General features: G+C 51.3%; 16 protein-coding genes and 1 tRNA gene. 9 read left to right on the forward strand and 8 right to left on the reverse strand.

Going from position 1 to position 17,804, the window contains the following annotated elements:
- Positions 1-13 precede the first annotated feature (13 nt).
- Genes KK078_RS03275 through KK078_RS03285 form a run of 3 tightly spaced genes read right to left on the reverse strand, consistent with a single transcriptional unit; the run spans position 14 to position 3,872 of the window.
- Positions 14-790 carry an enoyl-CoA hydratase/isomerase family protein gene (locus KK078_RS03275; RefSeq protein ID WP_254088811.1) on the reverse strand — a complete coding sequence of 259 codons (777 nt, stop codon included), beginning with the start codon at positions 788-790 and terminating at the stop codon, positions 14-16.
- A gap of 19 nt (positions 791-809) precedes the next feature.
- Entirely contained in the window at positions 810-2,888 is a 2,079-nt protein-coding gene (locus KK078_RS03280; protein ID WP_254088812.1) for a ComEC/Rec2 family competence protein, read from the reverse strand.
- Positions 2,889-2,912: 24 nt separating this feature from the next.
- Positions 2,913-3,872, reverse strand: a complete 960-nt coding sequence (locus tag KK078_RS03285; RefSeq protein ID WP_254088813.1) for a PhoH family protein — start codon at positions 3,870-3,872, stop codon at positions 2,913-2,915.
- Between the two features lie 126 nt (positions 3,873-3,998).
- Between KK078_RS03285 and KK078_RS03290 the strand changes: the two genes are divergently transcribed.
- The 4 genes from KK078_RS03290 to KK078_RS03305 all read left to right on the forward strand — a co-directional run bounded on the left by KK078_RS03290 (position 3,999) and on the right by KK078_RS03305 (position 6,275).
- Positions 3,999-4,772: an SAM hydrolase/SAM-dependent halogenase family protein gene (locus KK078_RS03290; RefSeq protein ID WP_254088814.1), complete on the forward strand. Its 774-nt coding sequence runs from the start codon at positions 3,999-4,001 to the stop codon at positions 4,770-4,772.
- Positions 4,773-4,789: 17 nt separating this feature from the next.
- The gene (locus KK078_RS03295) at positions 4,790-5,083 is read left to right on the forward strand and encodes a putative quinol monooxygenase (RefSeq protein WP_254088815.1); all 294 of its coding nucleotides are present in this window, start codon (positions 4,790-4,792) and stop codon (positions 5,081-5,083) included.
- A 95-nt stretch (positions 5,084-5,178) separates the two neighbouring features.
- Positions 5,179-5,263, forward strand: a tRNA-Leu gene (locus KK078_RS03300).
- 241 nt (positions 5,264-5,504) lie between these two features.
- Positions 5,505-6,275, forward strand: a complete 771-nt coding sequence (locus tag KK078_RS03305) for an alpha/beta fold hydrolase (RefSeq protein WP_254088816.1) — start codon at positions 5,505-5,507, stop codon at positions 6,273-6,275.
- Positions 6,276-6,455: 180 nt separating this feature from the next.
- Here the strand turns inward: KK078_RS03305 and KK078_RS03310 are convergent, their stop codons facing one another.
- Positions 6,456-7,355, reverse strand: a complete 900-nt coding sequence (locus KK078_RS03310) for an archaemetzincin (protein WP_254088817.1) — start codon at positions 7,353-7,355, stop codon at positions 6,456-6,458.
- A gap of 555 nt (positions 7,356-7,910) precedes the next feature.
- Between KK078_RS03310 and KK078_RS03315 the strand changes: the two genes are divergently transcribed.
- From KK078_RS03315 to KK078_RS03325, 3 genes are read left to right on the forward strand one after another with little or no spacing between them, the layout of a single operon-like run.
- On the forward strand, positions 7,911-9,068 hold the full coding sequence (locus KK078_RS03315; RefSeq protein WP_254088818.1) for an FIST signal transduction protein: 1,158 nt from the start codon (positions 7,911-7,913) through the stop codon (positions 9,066-9,068).
- Between the two features lies 1 nt (position 9,069).
- Complete coding sequence (locus KK078_RS03320; RefSeq protein WP_254088819.1) at positions 9,070-10,869, forward strand: response regulator; 1,800 nt, start codon at positions 9,070-9,072, stop codon at positions 10,867-10,869.
- Between the two features lie 49 nt (positions 10,870-10,918).
- On the forward strand, positions 10,919-11,737 hold the full coding sequence (locus KK078_RS03325; protein WP_254088820.1) for a hypothetical protein: 819 nt from the start codon (positions 10,919-10,921) through the stop codon (positions 11,735-11,737).
- A 105-nt stretch (positions 11,738-11,842) separates the two neighbouring features.
- Here KK078_RS03325 and KK078_RS03330 read toward each other — a convergent pair whose 3' ends face one another.
- The 3 genes from KK078_RS03330 to KK078_RS03340 all read right to left on the reverse strand — a co-directional run bounded on the left by KK078_RS03330 (position 11,843) and on the right by KK078_RS03340 (position 14,867).
- The gene (locus KK078_RS03330) at positions 11,843-13,303 is read right to left on the reverse strand and encodes a hypothetical protein (protein ID WP_254088821.1); all 1,461 of its coding nucleotides are present in this window, start codon (positions 13,301-13,303) and stop codon (positions 11,843-11,845) included.
- Between the two features lie 65 nt (positions 13,304-13,368).
- Entirely contained in the window at positions 13,369-14,097 is a 729-nt protein-coding gene (locus KK078_RS03335) for a caspase family protein (protein ID WP_317195866.1), read from the reverse strand.
- On the reverse strand, positions 14,097-14,867 hold the full coding sequence (locus tag KK078_RS03340; protein ID WP_254088823.1) for a hypothetical protein: 771 nt from the start codon (positions 14,865-14,867) through the stop codon (positions 14,097-14,099). Before KK078_RS03340 ends, KK078_RS03335 begins: the two co-directional genes overlap by 1 nt.
- Before the next feature lie 246 nt (positions 14,868-15,113).
- Here KK078_RS03340 and KK078_RS03345 point away from each other — a divergent pair, with 246 nt between their 5' ends.
- On the forward strand, positions 15,114-15,428 hold the full coding sequence (locus KK078_RS03345; protein ID WP_254088824.1) for a hypothetical protein: 315 nt from the start codon (positions 15,114-15,116) through the stop codon (positions 15,426-15,428).
- 65 nt (positions 15,429-15,493) lie between these two features.
- Here the strand turns inward: KK078_RS03345 and KK078_RS30610 are convergent, their stop codons facing one another.
- Entirely contained in the window at positions 15,494-16,852 is a 1,359-nt protein-coding gene (locus KK078_RS30610; RefSeq protein WP_254088825.1) for a clostripain-related cysteine peptidase, read from the reverse strand.
- Between the two features lie 235 nt (positions 16,853-17,087).
- Here KK078_RS30610 and KK078_RS03355 point away from each other — a divergent pair, with 235 nt between their 5' ends.
- Positions 17,088-17,726, forward strand: a complete 639-nt coding sequence (locus KK078_RS03355; protein WP_254088826.1) for a response regulator transcription factor — start codon at positions 17,088-17,090, stop codon at positions 17,724-17,726.
- Positions 17,727-17,804: the final 78 nt, after the last annotated feature.

Here is a 17,804-nt window from a genome sequence, read left to right on the forward strand (position 1 = left end):
AGGCGCGTACGCGCTACCAGAGGATCTTCTCCTTGTTCAAAAAGGCGTCGATGCCGCGCCGGCAGTCGGCCGTTGCCCGGGCATCGGCATTGCGTTCCGCCGCAAAGGCCAGGGCCGCCTCCAGGGGCATCTCGGGCACCCGGGCCATCATCTGCTTGGTCAGGGCCATGGCGCTCGCAGAGTTCGTCCGACACAAATGCTGCGCCAGCGCCATCACCTCTCCCGCCAACTGATCGGCCGATGGCACCACCGTTGTCACCAGGCCCACGCGACGCGCCTCTTCGGCACTGATCAGATCACCCCGCAACAACAACTGACGGGCCTGCGCCTCGCCCAGCTTGCGAAGCAGGAACACCATGACGATGGCCGGTATAAATCCTATTTTCACTTCCGTATAACCAAACCTCGCTTCCGGCACGGCATAAACAAAGTCACAGACACCCGCCAGTCCACAGCCACCCGCCAGCGCGTGCCCCTGCACCTGCGCAATGATCACCTTGGGCAAGGTATACATCTGCAGGTATAGTTCCTTCAGGTGTGTGGAGTCGGCCACATTCTCGGCATGTGTGAAGTTCCGCAGCTGTTGCAAATACGCCAGGTCGGCACCCGCGCAAAACGCCTCGCCGGCAGCCCGGAGAATGATGACCTTGACAGCGTCATCACCTTCCGCCTGTCGAAACGAATCCTTTAATTCAGTGATCAGCTCACGGCTTAGCGCATTGCGCTTGTCGGGCCGGTTCAGGGTGATCGTTGCGATACGATCGGCAACCGAGTAGTCTACATACTGCATAAGTATAGAGGTGAGTGGTTTATCCTGTTATCTCCTGAAATGCGCCGCGATGCCACACCGAGTGCACCCGCAACCCGAGCGGCACAGCATCCTGCAGGAGCCTGGCAGCAAAATAATACGTATTGCTGCTGTCCAGCAAGATCTGCCCGGCATCGATATGCGCCGCCAGCAATTTTATATCTTTTATGGCATTATTGGAAATGATCAGGTAATCGACCGACAGGTGCCCCGGCATCCGGAACTCCGGCCCCTTGATCTGCAGGATAGTTTTTTTGCGCCACACCAGCAGCCGCGCACCCGGCACCGCGTCGTTCCGCTCCACAACGTCGGCTACTACCTCGCCTGTCGCCCCACAACGTTGATGATTGGGTTGTATATGGAACCGCCGCTTCCGCTCGTCTAACGCAGCGTCGGCATACAAACGCACACGTCCGTCGGCCGCCAGGTCCCAGGCACTGTGTCCCGGCACCTTGTAAACGGTCATCCGCGCCGGCCGTACTTCGCGAAAGATATAGTGCCAGCGGCTCGCCGAGAACAGCATGGCCAGGCATAGCATCGCCACCCCATAACCATAGTGCCGATGCTGCAGCCACACCGCCCCGAAAATACCCATTGCCAATAACAGCCAGCATTGCAGGGGCGTGAGGTATACATTGTTCCATACGCTGAAAGGAAACGCTGCCACCGTCGTCACGATACCATTCAGCACATGGATACACCCCGTCAGAATATATCCCAGGACGCCGGCCACTCCGGGCACTGCGCTGCACGCCAGCAACACCAGCCCACCCACCAGCACGATCGAAGACCCCGGCACCAGCAGGAGATTCACAAGCAAAAAGTAATTCGGAAATTGATGAAAGTAAAATAATACCACTGCCGTCGTCGCCAGCTGTGCCGCCAGTGTCACGCAGGTCATCTTCCAAAGCTCATCCCACACCCGGCTGGAGGGCTCCCACAGATTGTACAACCAGGGCTGCAGGTATACAATGCCCAGCACCGCCAGGTAGGAAAGCTGAAAGCCAACCGACATGATCAGATACGGATTGTATAACAACAGAAAGAAGGCCGACGCTGCCAGCATATTATATACGTTCCCCTGCCGGTAAAAAGCCTGCCCCACTACCACGAACGAGAACATCGTCACCGCCCGCAGCACCGACGGCGACAATCCCGTCACAAAAGCATACCCCCACAGCACAATCAGGCTCACCGCCGCCAGCACCACGCGCCCATAACGGAATGCCTGTACGGGCTTCAATGCCCACCCGAGAATAAGAAAAAGAATAGAAACGTGCAGTCCCGAAACCGCCAGCACATGCACGACCCCGGTGGCAGAATAGGCGTCGAGCAGATCGCGGTCCAGATCGTCGGTCATACCCAGCACCAGCGCCGAGGCAACCGCTTGTTCCTCCCGGCCGTCGATATAGGTTGCCAGTATGCCGGCCGCCCATCCGCGCACCCGTAAGGCATACGCCCAGACCCATGACGGCGGAGCATGTCCCATGTACATTACCTGTCCCTTTTGTAAAAATTGCTGGAGGTGGATATTCTGAAATTGCAGATACCGCCGATAGTCAAACTCACCGGGATTCGCCGGCGGCGGCACAGCGGCTGGAGTGCCTTTTACCAATAACACATCGCCGTACGTCGGCGTCGCCGGCAGCACATCCGGCCGAAGGTATAACAACACTTTCCCCGTACGGGGGCGCCATACGCCGGTATAGGCCCGGTCCACCTCCACCGTTACTTTCCACGCCCGCTCACGCGGCACGGGCTGGCGCACCACCCGGCATTGATAATATTGCACGGAGTCACCTGCCTGCCACACATGGTCGTCCCGGCGGCTTTCGGTTTTATACCCTACCTGTAAATAGCCCGTCAGAAAGAGCGCCAGCATCGCCAGCACACCCTGCCAGGTGGGGCGAAAGGAAGCGCCGGGCCAATACAGAAAAAGGAGATAGGCAAAGACTACCCCTACCAGGGTTGCCAGGGCAAGGCCGGTAGTGATACAGTCGGGCACATGGATCGCCAGCAAGATACCTACCGACAAAAACACAACCATTCGTACGAATGCATACGGAATCCAACGGTACATGCTGGAAGGTACGCAAAAAATGCGTTACTGCGGCTCGTCGCGGCGATAGGCCTCGATGATGTCGCGCACCAGGCGGTGACGCACCACGTCCTTTTCGTTCAGCTCGAGGATACCGATGCCCTTTACATCCGCCAGGATGCGGGTCGCCTCTTTTAAGCCGGACTTCTGCCTGGACGGCAGGTCGATCTGCGACACGTCGCCGGTAACGATCATCTTCGAATCCGGCCCCATACGCGTCAGGAACATCTTCATCTGCATGGGCGTAGTGTTCTGCGCTTCGTCCAATAGGATAAAAGCGTTGTTCAGGGTCCGGCCGCGCATGTAGGCCAGGGGGGCGATCTCGATGATCTCGCGCTCCATGTAATACCGCAGCTTTTCAAACGGGATCATGTCGTGCAGGGCGTCGTAGATCGGCCGCAGGTAGGGATCGATCTTCTCCTTCAGGTCACCCGGCAAAAAGCCCAGGTTCTCTCCCGCCTCCACCGCCGGCCGCGTGATGATCAACTTTTTGACCTGCTTATTCTTAAGCGCCCGCACCGCCATGGCCACGGAAATATAGGTCTTGCCGGTACCCGCCGGCCCCAGCGCAAAGACCAGGTCATTATCCCTTGCCAGGTCGACCAGTTTCTGCTGGTTGACCGTTTTCGGCTTGATCGGTGCCCCCTTGGTGCCGTACACAATGACGTCGTCCCCATTGCCATTGGCGGAATGTTCCGGAAGCATACGCTCCTGCTCGTGGTCGATATAGTTCTGCACGTTCTCTTCGGTCACCTTGCCGTATTTATGGTAATGCTCGACCAGGGAATTCAGGATATCATCGATCTGCACGATTTCGGAGGTCGTGCCTTTGATATGGATCTGGTTTCCACGCGACACAATACGGCTCTTGGGAAAAGCCGCCGCCAGCGAATCAATGGTTTTGTTCTCTACCCCGAGAAAATCGATCAGGGAAATATTATCAAGAGTTACTGTTTTTTCGATCAAATGAAATCTGGTGTTTAAGTACTAACAATACAGGAATTGTCCGAGCAAAGTTCATTTCCGCGATATGCGGTAAAAATGCTTACTTTGCCTCATCAAATTTAACGAATATCCGCCGCAGCATCAACCATGGCCATCGTCACCCTTCTTACAGATTCAGGCGAAAGTGACCATTACGTGGCGGCGATCAAGGCACGCATTATCAGCGTCAACCCTGGCGTGCGCATCGAAGACATCAGCCATAAGATCAAACCGGCCGACATCGGCCACGCCGCCTTTGTGCTCCGCGCAGTCTTCCGCGATTTCCCCAAAGGCACCGTCCACCTCGTCGGCGTCGACGCTACCGGCAACCGGGGCGACGTTCCCATCGCTCTTCAGCTCGAAGACCACTTCTTCGTCGGGTGTGATAACGGGCTGTTCGGCCTCGTTACCGACAAGTCGCACCAGCAGCTGGTCGAGCTGAACGCGATCAATACTATCAGCACCACCTTTCCCGAGCGCGACATCTTCGCCCCCACCGCCGCCAAACTGGCCAGTGGGGTGTCGATCACCAACCTGGGCAAGCCCCTGGCGGCATTTAAAAGGATGATCGACCGCCAGGTAAAGGCTACCAAAAAGCAGATCTCCGGCAGCGTGATCCGCGTCGATGGCATGGGCAACCTCATTACCAACATCCCGCGCGAGGCCTTCGAGATCCTCAGCCGCGACAAGGTATATACTATCCAGTTCGGCGGTGAAAAATTCCGCCGCATCCACACCCAGTACAACCAGGCCGACGACGGCGAGTGTTTTCTGGTATTCAACAGCCTTGGCCTGCTGGAGATCGGCATTTATAAAGGCAACGCATCCGAGCTGCTCGGCCTGGAGTACGACAGCGCCGTCAACATTATCTTCGAGGAATAACCCCCCAAGCGTCTGCCATGATCATCCGCATTGTCCGCATGCACTTTACGGAAGCCGGCGTCGCCGAGTTTCTGGAAATTTTTAATCAGAACAAGGAAGCCATCCGCCATTTCCCCGGCTGCCGCCACCTCGAGCTGCTCAAAGACGCCACCAGCCCCCACATATTCACCACGTTGAGCCATTGGCAGGAAGCCGCCGACCTGGAGCGATATCGCACCTCCGACCTCTTTGCCAACGTCTGGAGACGGGTAAAACCGTTGTTTTCAGGGCGTACGGAAGCATTTTCACTCGAAAAATTTATCACGGTCTGACAGGTTGCATCCCAGGGAAAGATTCCACATATTTGCAACCCATTTGCCAAAAGGGTGTAGGGAACAGGCATTAAAGTCTAGGCCCATCACGGAATGCCTGAGTGGCGGAATTGGTAGACGCGCTCGACTCAAAATCGAGTGCCGCAAGGCGTGCCGGTTCGAGTCCGGCCTCGGGTACCAAAGGGCTTGTCAGCGACAAGCCCTTTTTTGCTTTTATGGCCTCTGTTTACATCCTCTTTTCCAGAAAGCTGGATCGATTTTATATGGAAAGTTGTAACGATCTCAGTATAGGGTCGAGCAACATCTCCATAAGGAATTTGCTAAAAGCTTTACGGCTCAGGCTGATGACGGGGTGTTATTCTTCTTTGTCGATCATCTGCAGCATGCCCAGGCAAGAGCGATAGAGGAGCATATTAAAAAAATGAAGAGCAGGGTCTACATTCAAAATCTGAAAAAATACCCTGAGATCTTCCAGAAGCTTGTTACGAGATATTTTCTAAGAATTGACATGCGTCCTATTTTACTACTTCATGGAGCACTAGGCTCAAAAAACCAGCTTGATCCGTTGAAAACCGCTTTGGAAGAAAGTGGACACAAGGTTTATGCTCTGAATTTCTCCGGTCATGGTGGTAAGCCCTTCCGTGATCCTTTTGGTATTGAAGGTTTTGCGGAAGATGTTTTGCATTTTCAAAAAGAAAACGGATTAAGGATCACGGAAGTTTTCGGCTACAGCATGGGGGGCTATGTAGCCCTCTGGCATGCGCATAGACATCCGGATAGTGTAGGCAAGATTGTAACGTTAGGTACAAAGTTTGACTGGTCTCCGGGCGCTGCAGAGCGGGAAGTCAAGAAGGTGAATCCGGATAAGATAGAGGAAAAAATACCAGCGTTTGCGCGAGTATTGCAGGACCGTCATGCTCCTAATGACTGGAAAGAGCTCCTCCATAAAACCGCTCAAATGATGACGCAACTGGGGGCCAGACCTTCGCTGACAATTGAGATATTGAAAAACATTCCGCATCAGGTATCTATCCTCCTGGGGGATCTCGATGACACTGCAGACTTGACATTCTCTCAAAGCGTAGCCGAAGCTCTTCCCTACGGAAAATTCTCATTGCTTGAAAAAACTCCTCACCCGCTTGAGAGGGTGGACGTAAAGTTGCTAGAGAAGAGAATACTCGATATTTTTTAATCCCCTTTGGTTTCCTGGTAATGCGCCGGGCTTTACCCTTTCTTTCTTCAAGGGTCGTGATGTCGTCCGTGATTAATACATTTACCGCATCGCTCACGCCCTGAATGGTCTGTCCGGTCAGAGGTATGATTGTCGTCTTTCACGCGCCCGAATAATTTTGGATACTATCCGCAAAAAAGGTCATTGAGTTTTCTGTTTGATCCGGGCGCAGTCTTTAGAAACGGCACGGTGATCCTGGGACAGTTTATGCCTCCTAAAGAATTGGTCCAACGCCAGGAGCCTTTCAGGCACATCGAAGCCCAGGTTCCAGCATAACTTCATATGACATTCCGAGCACAGGCGGTTCGGGCGCCCATCGGACTCCGACAGACTATTCGATCCATTCATCACACAAATGGCATGAGTGCAATGCTGACAGGAGAACATATGACCGATCTCGTGCGAGGAGGTCTTGATCAAACGCTCGAGGCATACAGGATACGTCATTGAATCCATCACCGTATCCGTAAATCGATAAATAGACGACACCCCTACCCGTTTCTTCGTTGAAGCCTGACCAAATACAAAATTCCAGGAATCGGACGGGTAAAGGTCTTTTGCTGTCACAGCCATCACCACGATAGCATCTGACGGTATGTTTTTCTCCAATATATCGTATAGAATATAGCTGGTGAGCAGTTGCTCCCCTGTTTCCCGGTCCCGGCGTGCACGTGCCGGTATGACGCTGTCGCTTATCGGTTCGGCAATGATCGTTTTCAGTCCAAAGAAGATCTGCAGGTATTCGGCGGTATATCGCAACACCTCCTCCTGTATAGGTGTCAGCGCACCGATGGGCTGGAGATAAATATACCTGCGGGTTCCATCCGGCGACACCGGCTTGGATTGCCTGTAGGCCTCAAATGTCTGACCCGGTTCAGGATGCTCAAAAAGCCACTCACCGGATCGGGGCTTTTCGAGAACGACGTCCAATGGCTCCAAATACCGGATCAGCGCTAAATTTTGTTCGAGCTGATCTCCGGGTGAGCATCCGAAGACGAAAAATATAATAAGCAGCAACAACCGCAAACAAATAAAACGCATGAGACTTTGATCCGTCTCAATTTACGATTCTCACCTCCAACAACCAACAAACGCCCCCCATGCTTCTGGCTCGATCATTATTCTTATAATCTTAACGGGGCTTTATTTCTACGTTCTGGTAGAAACTCGTAACTTGTATACAGGACTGCGCCATCAGCCCATCCTGGCGCCCCAACCGTCGTGGGGGGTGTTTTGGAAAATAGATGCGCACGCTGCCAAGTTAGTTACCCGAACTAATCTCCGTTTCGACTTTTGAGGATTGTGAATCAATCTCTACCGGAGGATTTGATCCTCATTCAAAAATCCCCAACCAGATCTTTTCGCATGATACATCGGACAGCCTAGTGGTAGCCTCCAACCCGTAGGTTACAGGTTGTTCATATACAAAAGCATAAAAATCATTTATACACTTTACCGGCGATACATCTGCCACAAGGTGGATAGTTCGAATTTTGTTTTCTGAAATTATTAAAATCCATTATCTTAAATGTCGTACCAGCCGGTACGCTTGCAAAGTCTGTTTACCTGAATAACCGTTGAATTCTCACTTAATCCATGAAATACCATTTTATGAAGATCAAGCAATACCAATACATGGGCGGGCAATGGAAAAACAATTTTACCACGTCCGGCTTTGATGCGAAACAAGCACAACTGATCCTTGTTTTCGGCGAGCCGGGGTTGATCACCCGGCAGGCATCGTTCGATGAGATCCGGAAATTCTTTCCGAAGGGAAACATTGTTTCCTGCTCTACCGCGGGGGAGATCATGGACGAAGACGTATACGACAACAGCATTGCCGTTACGGCCATTCAATTTGAAAAGACGGCCATCAAATGCTGTGCTACCCACATCGACCAGCATGACAACAGCTACGAAACGGGTAAATACCTGATGCGGGAATTGCTGGCTGACGGTCTGAATACGGTGCTGGTGATTTCCGATGGCACGTATGTCAACGGAAGCGAGCTGGTGAGCGGCCTCAACGAGAATAACCCGGACAACATTCCCGTCACCGGCGGGCTGGCGGCCGATGGTGACCGGTTTAACAAAACCTTTGTAGGCCTCGACCAGGTGCCGGAAGAAGGCACGGTCATTGCCATCGGTTTTTACGGCAACGATCTCCACATCGGTCACGGCTATTTCGGCGGCTGGGATGAGTTCGGCCCCCTGAAGAAGATCACCCGCGCGGAAAAGAATGTGCTCTATGAGATAGATGGAAAAAATGCCCTCGACCTGTACAAGGAATACCTGGGGCCCTATAAGGACGAGCTGCCCGGCTCAGCGTTGCTGTTTCCACTTTCGATGCAGGAAGAAGGCTCGAATGAGCCTGTGGTGCGAACGATCCTCAGCATCAATGAACAAGATAAATCGATGGTGTTTGCCGGCAATCTGCCTCAGGGCAGCACGGTACGACTCATGAAAGCCAACTTCGACAAATTGATTGATGGATCGTCGCTCGCCGCCCAAAGTGCTTTTACAAACCTCGCCGGAAGTAATCCCGAGCTGGCCTTATTCATCAGCTGCGTGGGTCGCAAGCTCATTCTGCAGGCGCGCACAAACGAAGAAGTAGCCGCGGCCAAAGATATATTCGGCGAAAACATTCCCGTAGCCGGCTTTTATTCTTACGGGGAGATCTCACCCTTTGCCCCGCTGACACGCTGTGAGCTGCACAATCAAACGATGACCATCACTACATTCTCCGAATCATAAAATGTATCATAGTCTGCTCGAGAAACAGATCAAGAAATTACTGACGGAACAACAACTGCAGGACGAGTCGTTATGTCAATTGCTGAACGTGGTCAGCAACACGTACCAGGCTTTCGAACGCGACAAAAAAATTTCAGAGCATGCCTTCGAAGTAAGCGAAAAAGAATATCGGGAGCTGAGCGAGGCGTTGCTTCGTGCCAAGGAAGAGGCCGACAGGGCCAATAATGCTAAAACAGTATTCCTGGCCACAATGAGCCACGAAATACGTACCCCGATGAACGGCATGCTGGGCATGGCCTCGTTGCTGGCCGGAACAATGCTGACCGCAGAGCAGCGCGAATACACCGATACGATCATCACCAGCGGCGATGCACTGCTGACGGTGATCAATGACATCCTGGATTTTTCAAAGATCGAATCCGGTAACCTGGAACTGGACTTCCAGACTTTCGACCTGCGGCAATGCATAGAGGAAGTGATGGATGTATTCTCCATGAAGGCCGCGCAAAAAGGACTGGACCTCGTCTACCAGATCGATTACCAGGTATCGGCACAGATCATATCAGATCGGTACCGCCTGCGCCAGGTATTGCTCAACCTCATCGGCAACGCCATGAAGTTTACACACCAGGGCGAGATCTTCGTGCGGATAGACCTGATGAGCGTAGCCGGCAGCGAGATCGAGCTGGCGTTCAGCGTTAAGGATACGGGCATCGGTATACCCGAAGACAAGGTTTCGAAATTATTCAAGCCTTTTTCGCAGGTCGACTCTTCCACCACACGCCGGTATGGCGGCACCGGCCTGGGCCTGGCGATCAGCCAGCGCCTGGTAGAGCTGATGGGCGGCACGATAGACGTAGAGAGCCAGCCCGGCGTCGGCACCACCTTCAGCTTTATGATCAAGGGCAGGATCAGCCAGGAATCCGTGCGGCAATATGTGCACTGCAACACCGTGGGCAACGAAGGCAAAACGGTGCTGGTCATCGATGACAACGCGACCAACCTCACCATCTTGAAAACGCAGCTCGAACAATGGAAACTTACGCCAACCCTGGCGATCTCTGCCCACAAGGCGTTGGAGATCCTATCGTATCACGACGAGTTCGACCTGGTGATCACCGATATGCAAATGCCGGATATGGACGGCACGCAGCTGGCGCAACGCATCAAAGCCAGGCATTCGCGCCTCCCGATCATTTTATTGAGCTCGATCGGCGACGAAAGCAAAAAGAAATACCCCGACCTGTTTAACGAGGTGCTGAATAAACCGGTAAAGCAACAGCAGCTATGCCGGGCCATACAGGCATCGCTCAGACCGGGCATCGTGAAAGTGCCTGTGGTCGCCACAAGGCCTGACCAGGTACTGTCTGAAGAGTTCGCCAACAAATATCCACTCAGGATCCTGATCGCCGAAGACAACGCCGTAAATCAGAAACTCGCCCTGCGTGTGCTCGACAAGCTGGGCTACCACAACGTCGAGATAGGTCAAAACGGACTGGAGACCGTTCAGAAATTTTCCAGCGGGTTTTACGACGTGATCCTGATGGATGTACAGATGCCCGAAATGGACGGTCTGGAGGCAACGAGGCGCATACGGGCCATGAGCGGGCGGCAGCCGGTCATTATCGCTATGACAGCCAACGCTATGCAGGGCGACCGTGAGGAGTGTTTGAACGCAGGTATGGACGACTACGTCAGCAAGCCGGTCAAGTTGGAAGTAGCCGTGAACGTGCTTGAACGGTGGGCACTGGAGATCCAGGCAAAACGGGAGGAGGTCCACCCCGATATCAAACCCCGGTAACCCAGGTCAGAGGTAAGCCGTTTAGACGTCTATACCATCACGCACTCTTTTGAAATACATAGTCTTTCTAGCCGTACTCACAGCAGCCGTGTTCCTGACCGTTGCCACCCAGGTCGGCGGCATCATCTATTTAGTATCGTGGATAATCTATCTCCTGGTCCGCAAACGCATGGCCAAACGATACTGGAGGATCGCCACGCGGTACGCCATCTTCATCGGTCTATACCTGATCACCATTTTCCTGGTAATGCCGCCCATCGCTAAAAAGTACGGGCGAGTGCCACTTCCCTTTACCGAGACCCACCACGTAAAGCCCTTAACGATTTGGACGGCCTTACTCAACCGGAACTACGTACGCCCCGAGCTGCGGACCATCACGTACGCGGTAGGCGACGAAATGAACAAAAAGTATCCAGGCACCGTCGTTAACTATATGGATGCCAACTTCCCCTTCCGCAACGGGTACCCACTCCTGCCCCACATCAGCCACAACGACGGCCGGAAGCTGGACGTCGCCTTCCTCTACACCGACAAGACTACCGGCAGGCAAAGCAACGACAACCCTTCTCCCATCGGCTATGGCGGTTCAGAGCCGCCACACAAAGGCGAACCCGACAGACCGTCTATCTGCGCGCCACAACATTGGCAATATAGCTTTATGTATGGGTGGATGCCGCTGTCCGACCATTTGGAATTCGACCGGGCTCGAACGCAAGCCATGATCAATGCCTTTATAAACCAACAAGGCATTAACACGCTCTACCTCGAGCCACACCTGAAAAAACGCCTCCGCCTCAAGAGTAAAAAGATCCGGCTGCACGCGTGCTACTCCGTGCGCCACGACGACCACGTACACGTGCAACTCTGATTCCAAAACGAAAACACCGGTACCCAGCGTTGCTTTTAAGAGCCCATCTATGAAGCCATCCGCTGAGACCGGAGTAATCGTTTAAAAGGGTCGTATAGTCAACTACTAATCTTCGTCGCTATCCTTCTTCAATCCCAGCAAATCACTGATGACAGCCGGCCGGAACGTTAATGCAAAAAACCATTTTGCATCGCCATACTTCTTGTTGGATAGCTTCAGCGCGTCCTTCACTGAAGTGATTTCACCGATATCGATCTTACCACTTTGTATAGTGTTGTTCCATGTCGCGCCACCGTTGATCGTAAAATTCTTAGAAAGGTCATAAGCAGCTCCCAAGTATATATTATCCAGTGGTGCCAGCGATAGGTTCATCCCCACAAACACACTCAACCGCCGCAGGAAACTATTCTCCTTGTCGTACTTGAACATCTCTGGGCTATAGTCCCCCGTGCGATACCACGGATTCAGGTTGAACGTCAGGATCAGATGCTGTTTCCACTCCTCTTTGTCGGCGCTATCAAGCTCGATCACCAGTTGTTTATTATCGATCTTAAACATCTTCCGGTCGATCAAAGCACTTGAAACACCTACACGAAAAGACAGATTTACCTTCTCTTTAATCTTGATTTTCACCGTATCGTTCTTGGCTTCACCATTGGCATCTTCACCTGGAAAAAGTGCCACTACGTTCACAGGAGCATTCATCTTCTTCTTCTCAAGTTCAATAAAGGTGGCCTTTGCCGTCATGGTAGCCAATCCGACTTTTCCGGCCGGCCCCATTGACAAAATGCCGGCATCCTTCACAATACCGATGACGTCATTAAATTCCTGCAAAACAACTGACTTCTGCGTCTCCGCGTAAAAGTTCGCCGCTGCCAATTTTCCCGAGCCATCGATCAACACCATTAGTATCTTGTCGCAAGCAACTAGGTCCTCGTCCCACGTCCTTCCGTCTGTAGAATGAAGAATGGCCGTATTCGTCGTCTCTGTTGTATTGTATATCAAAGTGTAAAGCTCCTTGTATTTTTCGATCTGAAAGGCTCGAACATCCGAGAGCGTTTCGATAAGTGCTGATATGGCTTCGGCTGCACTGTCCCGGGTGGTCTGGCCCAGGGAAACGTCAATGTGTTTGACAATGTCAGCGCGCACAGTTTGATAAGGCGCCCTTTGGCTTTCCTGATTGATTCTAGCCAACTCCCCATCGATGACCGCTATCGCACGCTTTGCCGACAAAATAGGCATCGCATCATACTTTTGTATTTCCACTAATATTGCTTCCGTATAGGCTTCGATATCTTGCTTGACCAGGAGCAGGTCTGCAATCTTGTCTGTTTGTTTTGGATTGACATTGGTAAACACGAAGATCGCCTGTCTTTTCAACATCTGTTTTTCAATCTTGCTTTTCCACCAATCATTGAACGTACCCGCACGGCCCATCGCAGGCACACCGATATCATTGATAAAAGTCAGTAATTTTGTCGTATCCAGACCAGCGAGCTTATCGCTGACCGCCTTGTCCAGGTTTACATCAACTGATGTTTTGGCGTGAATAATTCTCTTCTCCATCTTTTGCGCCACGGCACAGTAGCACATCAGAACGGCTATCGGCAATATGATCAGGCACTTCGAATTCATATAAAGTTGAGTTTGTGGTTTTGAGTACGATTAAAAAGAATAATACTTTCTTGTCTGGGCAACAGCCGCCGCAGATTTTCCTGTGTTTTCTGCCGCAAGCCCGCCAGTTGTGTGCTTTCGCCCGATGCCATAAGTAAAGCCTCGGTAAAAAAACTCGTGTCACTATTGGCAAACGATCGTTCTTCCTCGGTGCTGCTGGCAAATAACGCCATCGGCGCATCACCGACTATGAACTGCTCGGCGCGATCAATCATGCCGGCAGCGTGACAGCAGTCAAGTATCACTGTAAGGGCTACCTCGCGATTCAGGATGTCCTGCACAATTCCGGTCAGTTCGTCATCGGTAAGAAAAAAATCCCTAAAAGCAGCTCCAATATTACCTGCACGGAATTCCAAGCGCTGATGATATAGCACCAGGAACTCATCAGGAATATTGCTGCCAGATTCTCCCTGCCCATCTACACTTGAGAAGTCACCATGCCCACAATAGTAAAAGAGTATCTCCCGACTCCGGCTAAGCGCAGGCTTGTCAAAAAATTGCAACACATTTTCCTTTGTCGCCTTCTCATCCTGTAAGCATTGAATACTCCAGTTCTTATCAACCAGTTTGCGATTCATACGTTCTACGTTAAATCCCGAAAAGCTCAGTGGAGTATACCATCCCCGTTGAAGGGTTTTATACACATTTCCAGGAGCTACCAGCAACGCTTGCTTTTCCATGCGCATCAGGCAGCAATCAGCCGGGTAAGTCTGTTTTTCAGTATCTGAATCTCGCTTTCGAGCTGTTTACGATGATCTGCGTCTGCGTGTGGCAGCAAAGAAGCCTTATTGTCCATTTGCAAGCGTATCAGCTGCGCTTCGTTCCCTTTTGTAGCCTGATTCAGATTCCGCTTTTGGTTCTTAACCTCCAGCAACAGGTCCAGCAAGTCATGAAAGAACTTAGAGCCAAACGTGAGAAAGAAACCCGTGAGGAGGAAGCCAAGCACCACCATGGGCTTAATGCTGGTGACAACAAACTGAAAGTTGGTAAGATCCACCGGCACTGCTGTGGTCAACTCAATTTTGTCCGACTTGGCCTGGATCAACTCAACAAGGTTGATATCGAAAATGACGGCTACAACCAGACCCAGCAATAGGCTCAATAAAGTTATCTCCTGTTCTTGCGCCGTTTTATCACCGCTATTCTTTTGAATATTCTGAAAGGCCACCAGCGCTACCTTTTCTTTTGTAAAAGGGTTAGTGAACCAGAACTTGCCGATAACCAATACTACCGTGATGACGCTTATAAGAATAGTAAGCCATATCAGGCTATTATCCAGGTTCCCCCAGGATTTCACCAACGCGATAACAAGAAAGGCATTTATCACGAGGGTGAGCCACTTGAATTGCGTTGGATACTGGCGAACCAGTTGTGTAAGCTTTTCCGTGATCACACTCAGGGTAAAAAGCACGGTCACGACGTATACCCAGAGGTCGGTTGTATTAGAGAGTTCCATAGATAATTTTTGGGGTTTTATTGATTCAAATTTCTCCTGTTCAGTCCTCGTATTCAATGTGAAAAAGAACCAATCCGTACCGGGAAATTTCACGTGGGCACGCGACTTGAAAAGAACCGGCCCACCGTGAAAAATCCCGTTCTGCGACAGTCTTCCATGCACCAATATTGTAGCGTGAATAAACAGTGACGATTCGCTGGACCTCACGAAAAAAATTCAATTACACAATCCAAAAACATCAGCACTATGGAAAGAAGATTCCGACTCGGAAGTGAAATTGTCGATTTCAATGCCGAGAGCGCTCCGACGCTCACGTATTCAGAAGATCAAACACGCATGATCCTGTCATTCCCGATCATCTCTGAGCCAAGACCTGCTACGGAAAATCCGGAGGCAAGCAACCCACGGCGTCACACCTACCGCGATGTATTCGAGCTCACCGGTGGCAGTGCCTTTGGCACCGAACTAACAGCTTCCCTATCCAGTATCGGACAAAACGCCACGGTACTCAATGTGAGCATGCGCGTTAATTCAAAAGTTCCTGGCACAGGCGCGGCATAGACTGCCGCCGAACCAAAGCGCGAAACGAAGGAGGCTGTATCGATAAGACACAGCCTCCTTTTGTATTATGCCACTTTTTTAACATTTGCGACAGATGCCGGAGCAGCGGGTGCCATCCGGGCCGACGGTTGGATGAATTGATAGATAAACATTTCCCAGCTAAATCTTTTCACGAACAACGTCGGAGACAAGGACGTCTCAAGCATAAAATTACTAAGAAAAGACGTTCTATAATCGCTCAGTTTCTTGGGCAGATACATCGAAAAACAAGACGGTGCCCTGAACCGTATATCCATCTCATTTACAAAATCATGTCCAATATGAGAGGCCGTTACCAATTCGCGCAGTATGGTTTCAAAATATTCATAGGGTATCACGCTGAATAACGATGGCAGTTCATTGTGCAGGCAGCGCAAGAAATTCCGAAAATCAATTAAACAGAACGCTGGAATATTCGGAGAAATATATTCACACTCCTCGATCGCCTTCATAATACGGTCGCGATAGCGCGGCATCTCGCGTATAAGGTCGATCGCCAGTTGGTCAATGAGCTTCGCCACAACAGGATACCACGACAGGTTATTTGCAAACAGGGCAACCGAATTCATCGATTCCTGGTTCCTTTGTGTCCGCTGCAGGGCATATGACGACACAATGGCTTTTGAAAGATTTTCAGGCATAACCAGCGGATCATTGCTGATAGCCTCCAGGATCATGGTGTAATCAAAAGCGTCGCGGAAAAACATTTCAGTCTGGAAGGCGATCAGGTAATCCACACAGCTACTTAATTCATAGCCGGTATCGAAAAACTGCAGGTAACAATTGGCCATCACCAGCACGTCGATCTTGTCATCGCCAAAGGCCCACTCGATAGCCTGGCGCAGCTCGGTGATCGTCAGAATGGGCAAGTCGTCCTCTGTAGCCGTGGCCGCCGCACGCCGCATATTTTTTTGAGATTTGCCTTCCTGTTCCAGCTGCTCCAGTAAACGGAAGTGGAATGTCGCAGGGGTTGTCTTCGCTTTCGCCTCCGCGGTTACGGCCGCCATAAGATTTTTACCGGTATCCGGAAAAATGCCAAAAGGCTGGCCATGATCCCACGTGAAGAGAATATAACGATCGGCCATATACAAAGAAAGCACACTATTCTTAAAAAAGTCAGCAACATCGGCTTGGACAGCCAGCTTGAACGTTTGCTTTTCACATATAAACCTGAAGCGGCAGCCATTCCCGACGGCTTCAAGCGAGTAGAATAACGTTGTCCAACCAACCGCCGTGGTAATGCCCGGGTCTTGCAACGACAAGGGTATATTCTCCGCCCGGATATTGATACCGACGATCACGGCTACCTCGGCCGACTTCTTGACGGCCTGCAATTGCTGCAACAACTGGAGAAGCTCCAGGGAATTATCGGCGGCACCTTTCACCAGAAAGATCGCCGTCCATTTAAATTTATTCATAATAAATTGGGGTTTTAGGTGAATAGTTGACCAAAGTTGCCATCTCCCCGGGCACTCCCGCAACGAGAAAAGATTCGCGGGAATACGGGAAAAATCCCATTATATAGAGTCCCGCAAATGAATAATATTGCCCAGATGACCATAAGCTCGTATATTGACTATACAAGGATGGTCGCTATTGTTAACCCCATAAACAAACGCTATGAAAGTGACGATCGGAATAGCAGATGACCAGCAATTGTTTCTCAAATCGCTAGCCACGCTTATCAATACCTTTAACCGGTTCAACACCGTGCTCGACGCCCTCAACGGCGAAGACCTGCTCAAAAAGCTCGAACGCGCGGAAGAAAAACCCGAGATCATATTACTCGATGTAAACATGCCCCATGTAGACGGACTCCACGCCGCCAAAGAGATCTCGACCCGTTACCCCGGCATCAAGCTCATTGCCCTTTCGATGAACGATGATGATACCACGATCATCTCCATGCTCAAGGCAGGATGTTGCGCGTACCTGATCAAAGACATTCACCCCAATGAGCTGGAAAAAGCCCTGGAGGAAGTAAGTCAGAAAGGATATTATAACGCCGATGCCGTGAACATCAACTTCAGGAGATTACTGCTGCGCGGAGACACCAACGAGGTAAAGATCTCGGACCGCGAACTGGCATTCCTGAAGCTCGCCTGCACCGACCTGACCTATAAACAGATCGCGTCGCAGATGAGCCTGGCCGAGCGTACAATTGACGGTTATCGCGAGTCACTGTTCGAAAAACTGAATGTGCAAAGCCGCGTGGGCATGGCGATGGAGGCGATTAGAAGAAAATTGGTGACGGTGTAAAACGAAGTTTAGTAGCAACCAAAGAAAATAGCCCGTTCTCGTTTCTTTTGAGACTTCATTTTTGTAGTTTTCTCAGCG

The organism is Dawidia soli, from assembly GCF_018598185.1.
In the GTDB taxonomy this organism is placed as follows: Bacteria; Bacteroidota; Bacteroidia; order Cytophagales; family Cyclobacteriaceae; genus Ohtaekwangia; species Ohtaekwangia soli.

Excerpts from the sequence above, each read along its gene's own strand:
- KK078_RS03275 (WP_254088811.1), bottom strand. The coding sequence starts at position 790 with ATGCAGTATGTAGACTACTCGGTTGCCGATCGTATCGCAACGATCACC.
- KK078_RS03280 (WP_254088812.1), bottom strand. The coding sequence starts at position 2,888 with ATGTACCGTTGGATTCCGTATGCATTCGTACGAATGGTTGTGTTTTTG.
- KK078_RS03290 (WP_254088814.1), top strand. The coding sequence starts at position 3,999 with ATGGCCATCGTCACCCTTCTTACAGATTCAGGCGAAAGTGACCATTAC.
- KK078_RS03295 (WP_254088815.1), top strand. The coding sequence starts at position 4,790 with ATGATCATCCGCATTGTCCGCATGCACTTTACGGAAGCCGGCGTCGCC.
- KK078_RS03305 (WP_254088816.1), top strand. The coding sequence starts at position 5,505 with ATGAAGAGCAGGGTCTACATTCAAAATCTGAAAAAATACCCTGAGATC.
- KK078_RS03310 (WP_254088817.1), bottom strand. The coding sequence starts at position 7,355 with ATGCGTTTTATTTGTTTGCGGTTGTTGCTGCTTATTATATTTTTCGTC.
- KK078_RS03315 (WP_254088818.1), top strand. The coding sequence starts at position 7,911 with ATGAAATACCATTTTATGAAGATCAAGCAATACCAATACATGGGCGGG.
- KK078_RS03320 (WP_254088819.1), top strand. The coding sequence starts at position 9,070 with ATGTATCATAGTCTGCTCGAGAAACAGATCAAGAAATTACTGACGGAA.
- KK078_RS03330 (WP_254088821.1), bottom strand. The coding sequence starts at position 13,303 with ATGGAGAAGAGAATTATTCACGCCAAAACATCAGTTGATGTAAACCTG.
- KK078_RS03335 (WP_317195866.1), bottom strand. The coding sequence starts at position 14,097 with ATGCGCATGGAAAAGCAAGCGTTGCTGGTAGCTCCTGGAAATGTGTAT.
- KK078_RS03340 (WP_254088823.1), bottom strand. The coding sequence starts at position 14,867 with ATGGAACTCTCTAATACAACCGACCTCTGGGTATACGTCGTGACCGTG.
- KK078_RS03345 (WP_254088824.1), top strand. The coding sequence starts at position 15,114 with ATGGAAAGAAGATTCCGACTCGGAAGTGAAATTGTCGATTTCAATGCC.
- KK078_RS03355 (WP_254088826.1), top strand. The coding sequence starts at position 17,088 with ATGAAAGTGACGATCGGAATAGCAGATGACCAGCAATTGTTTCTCAAA.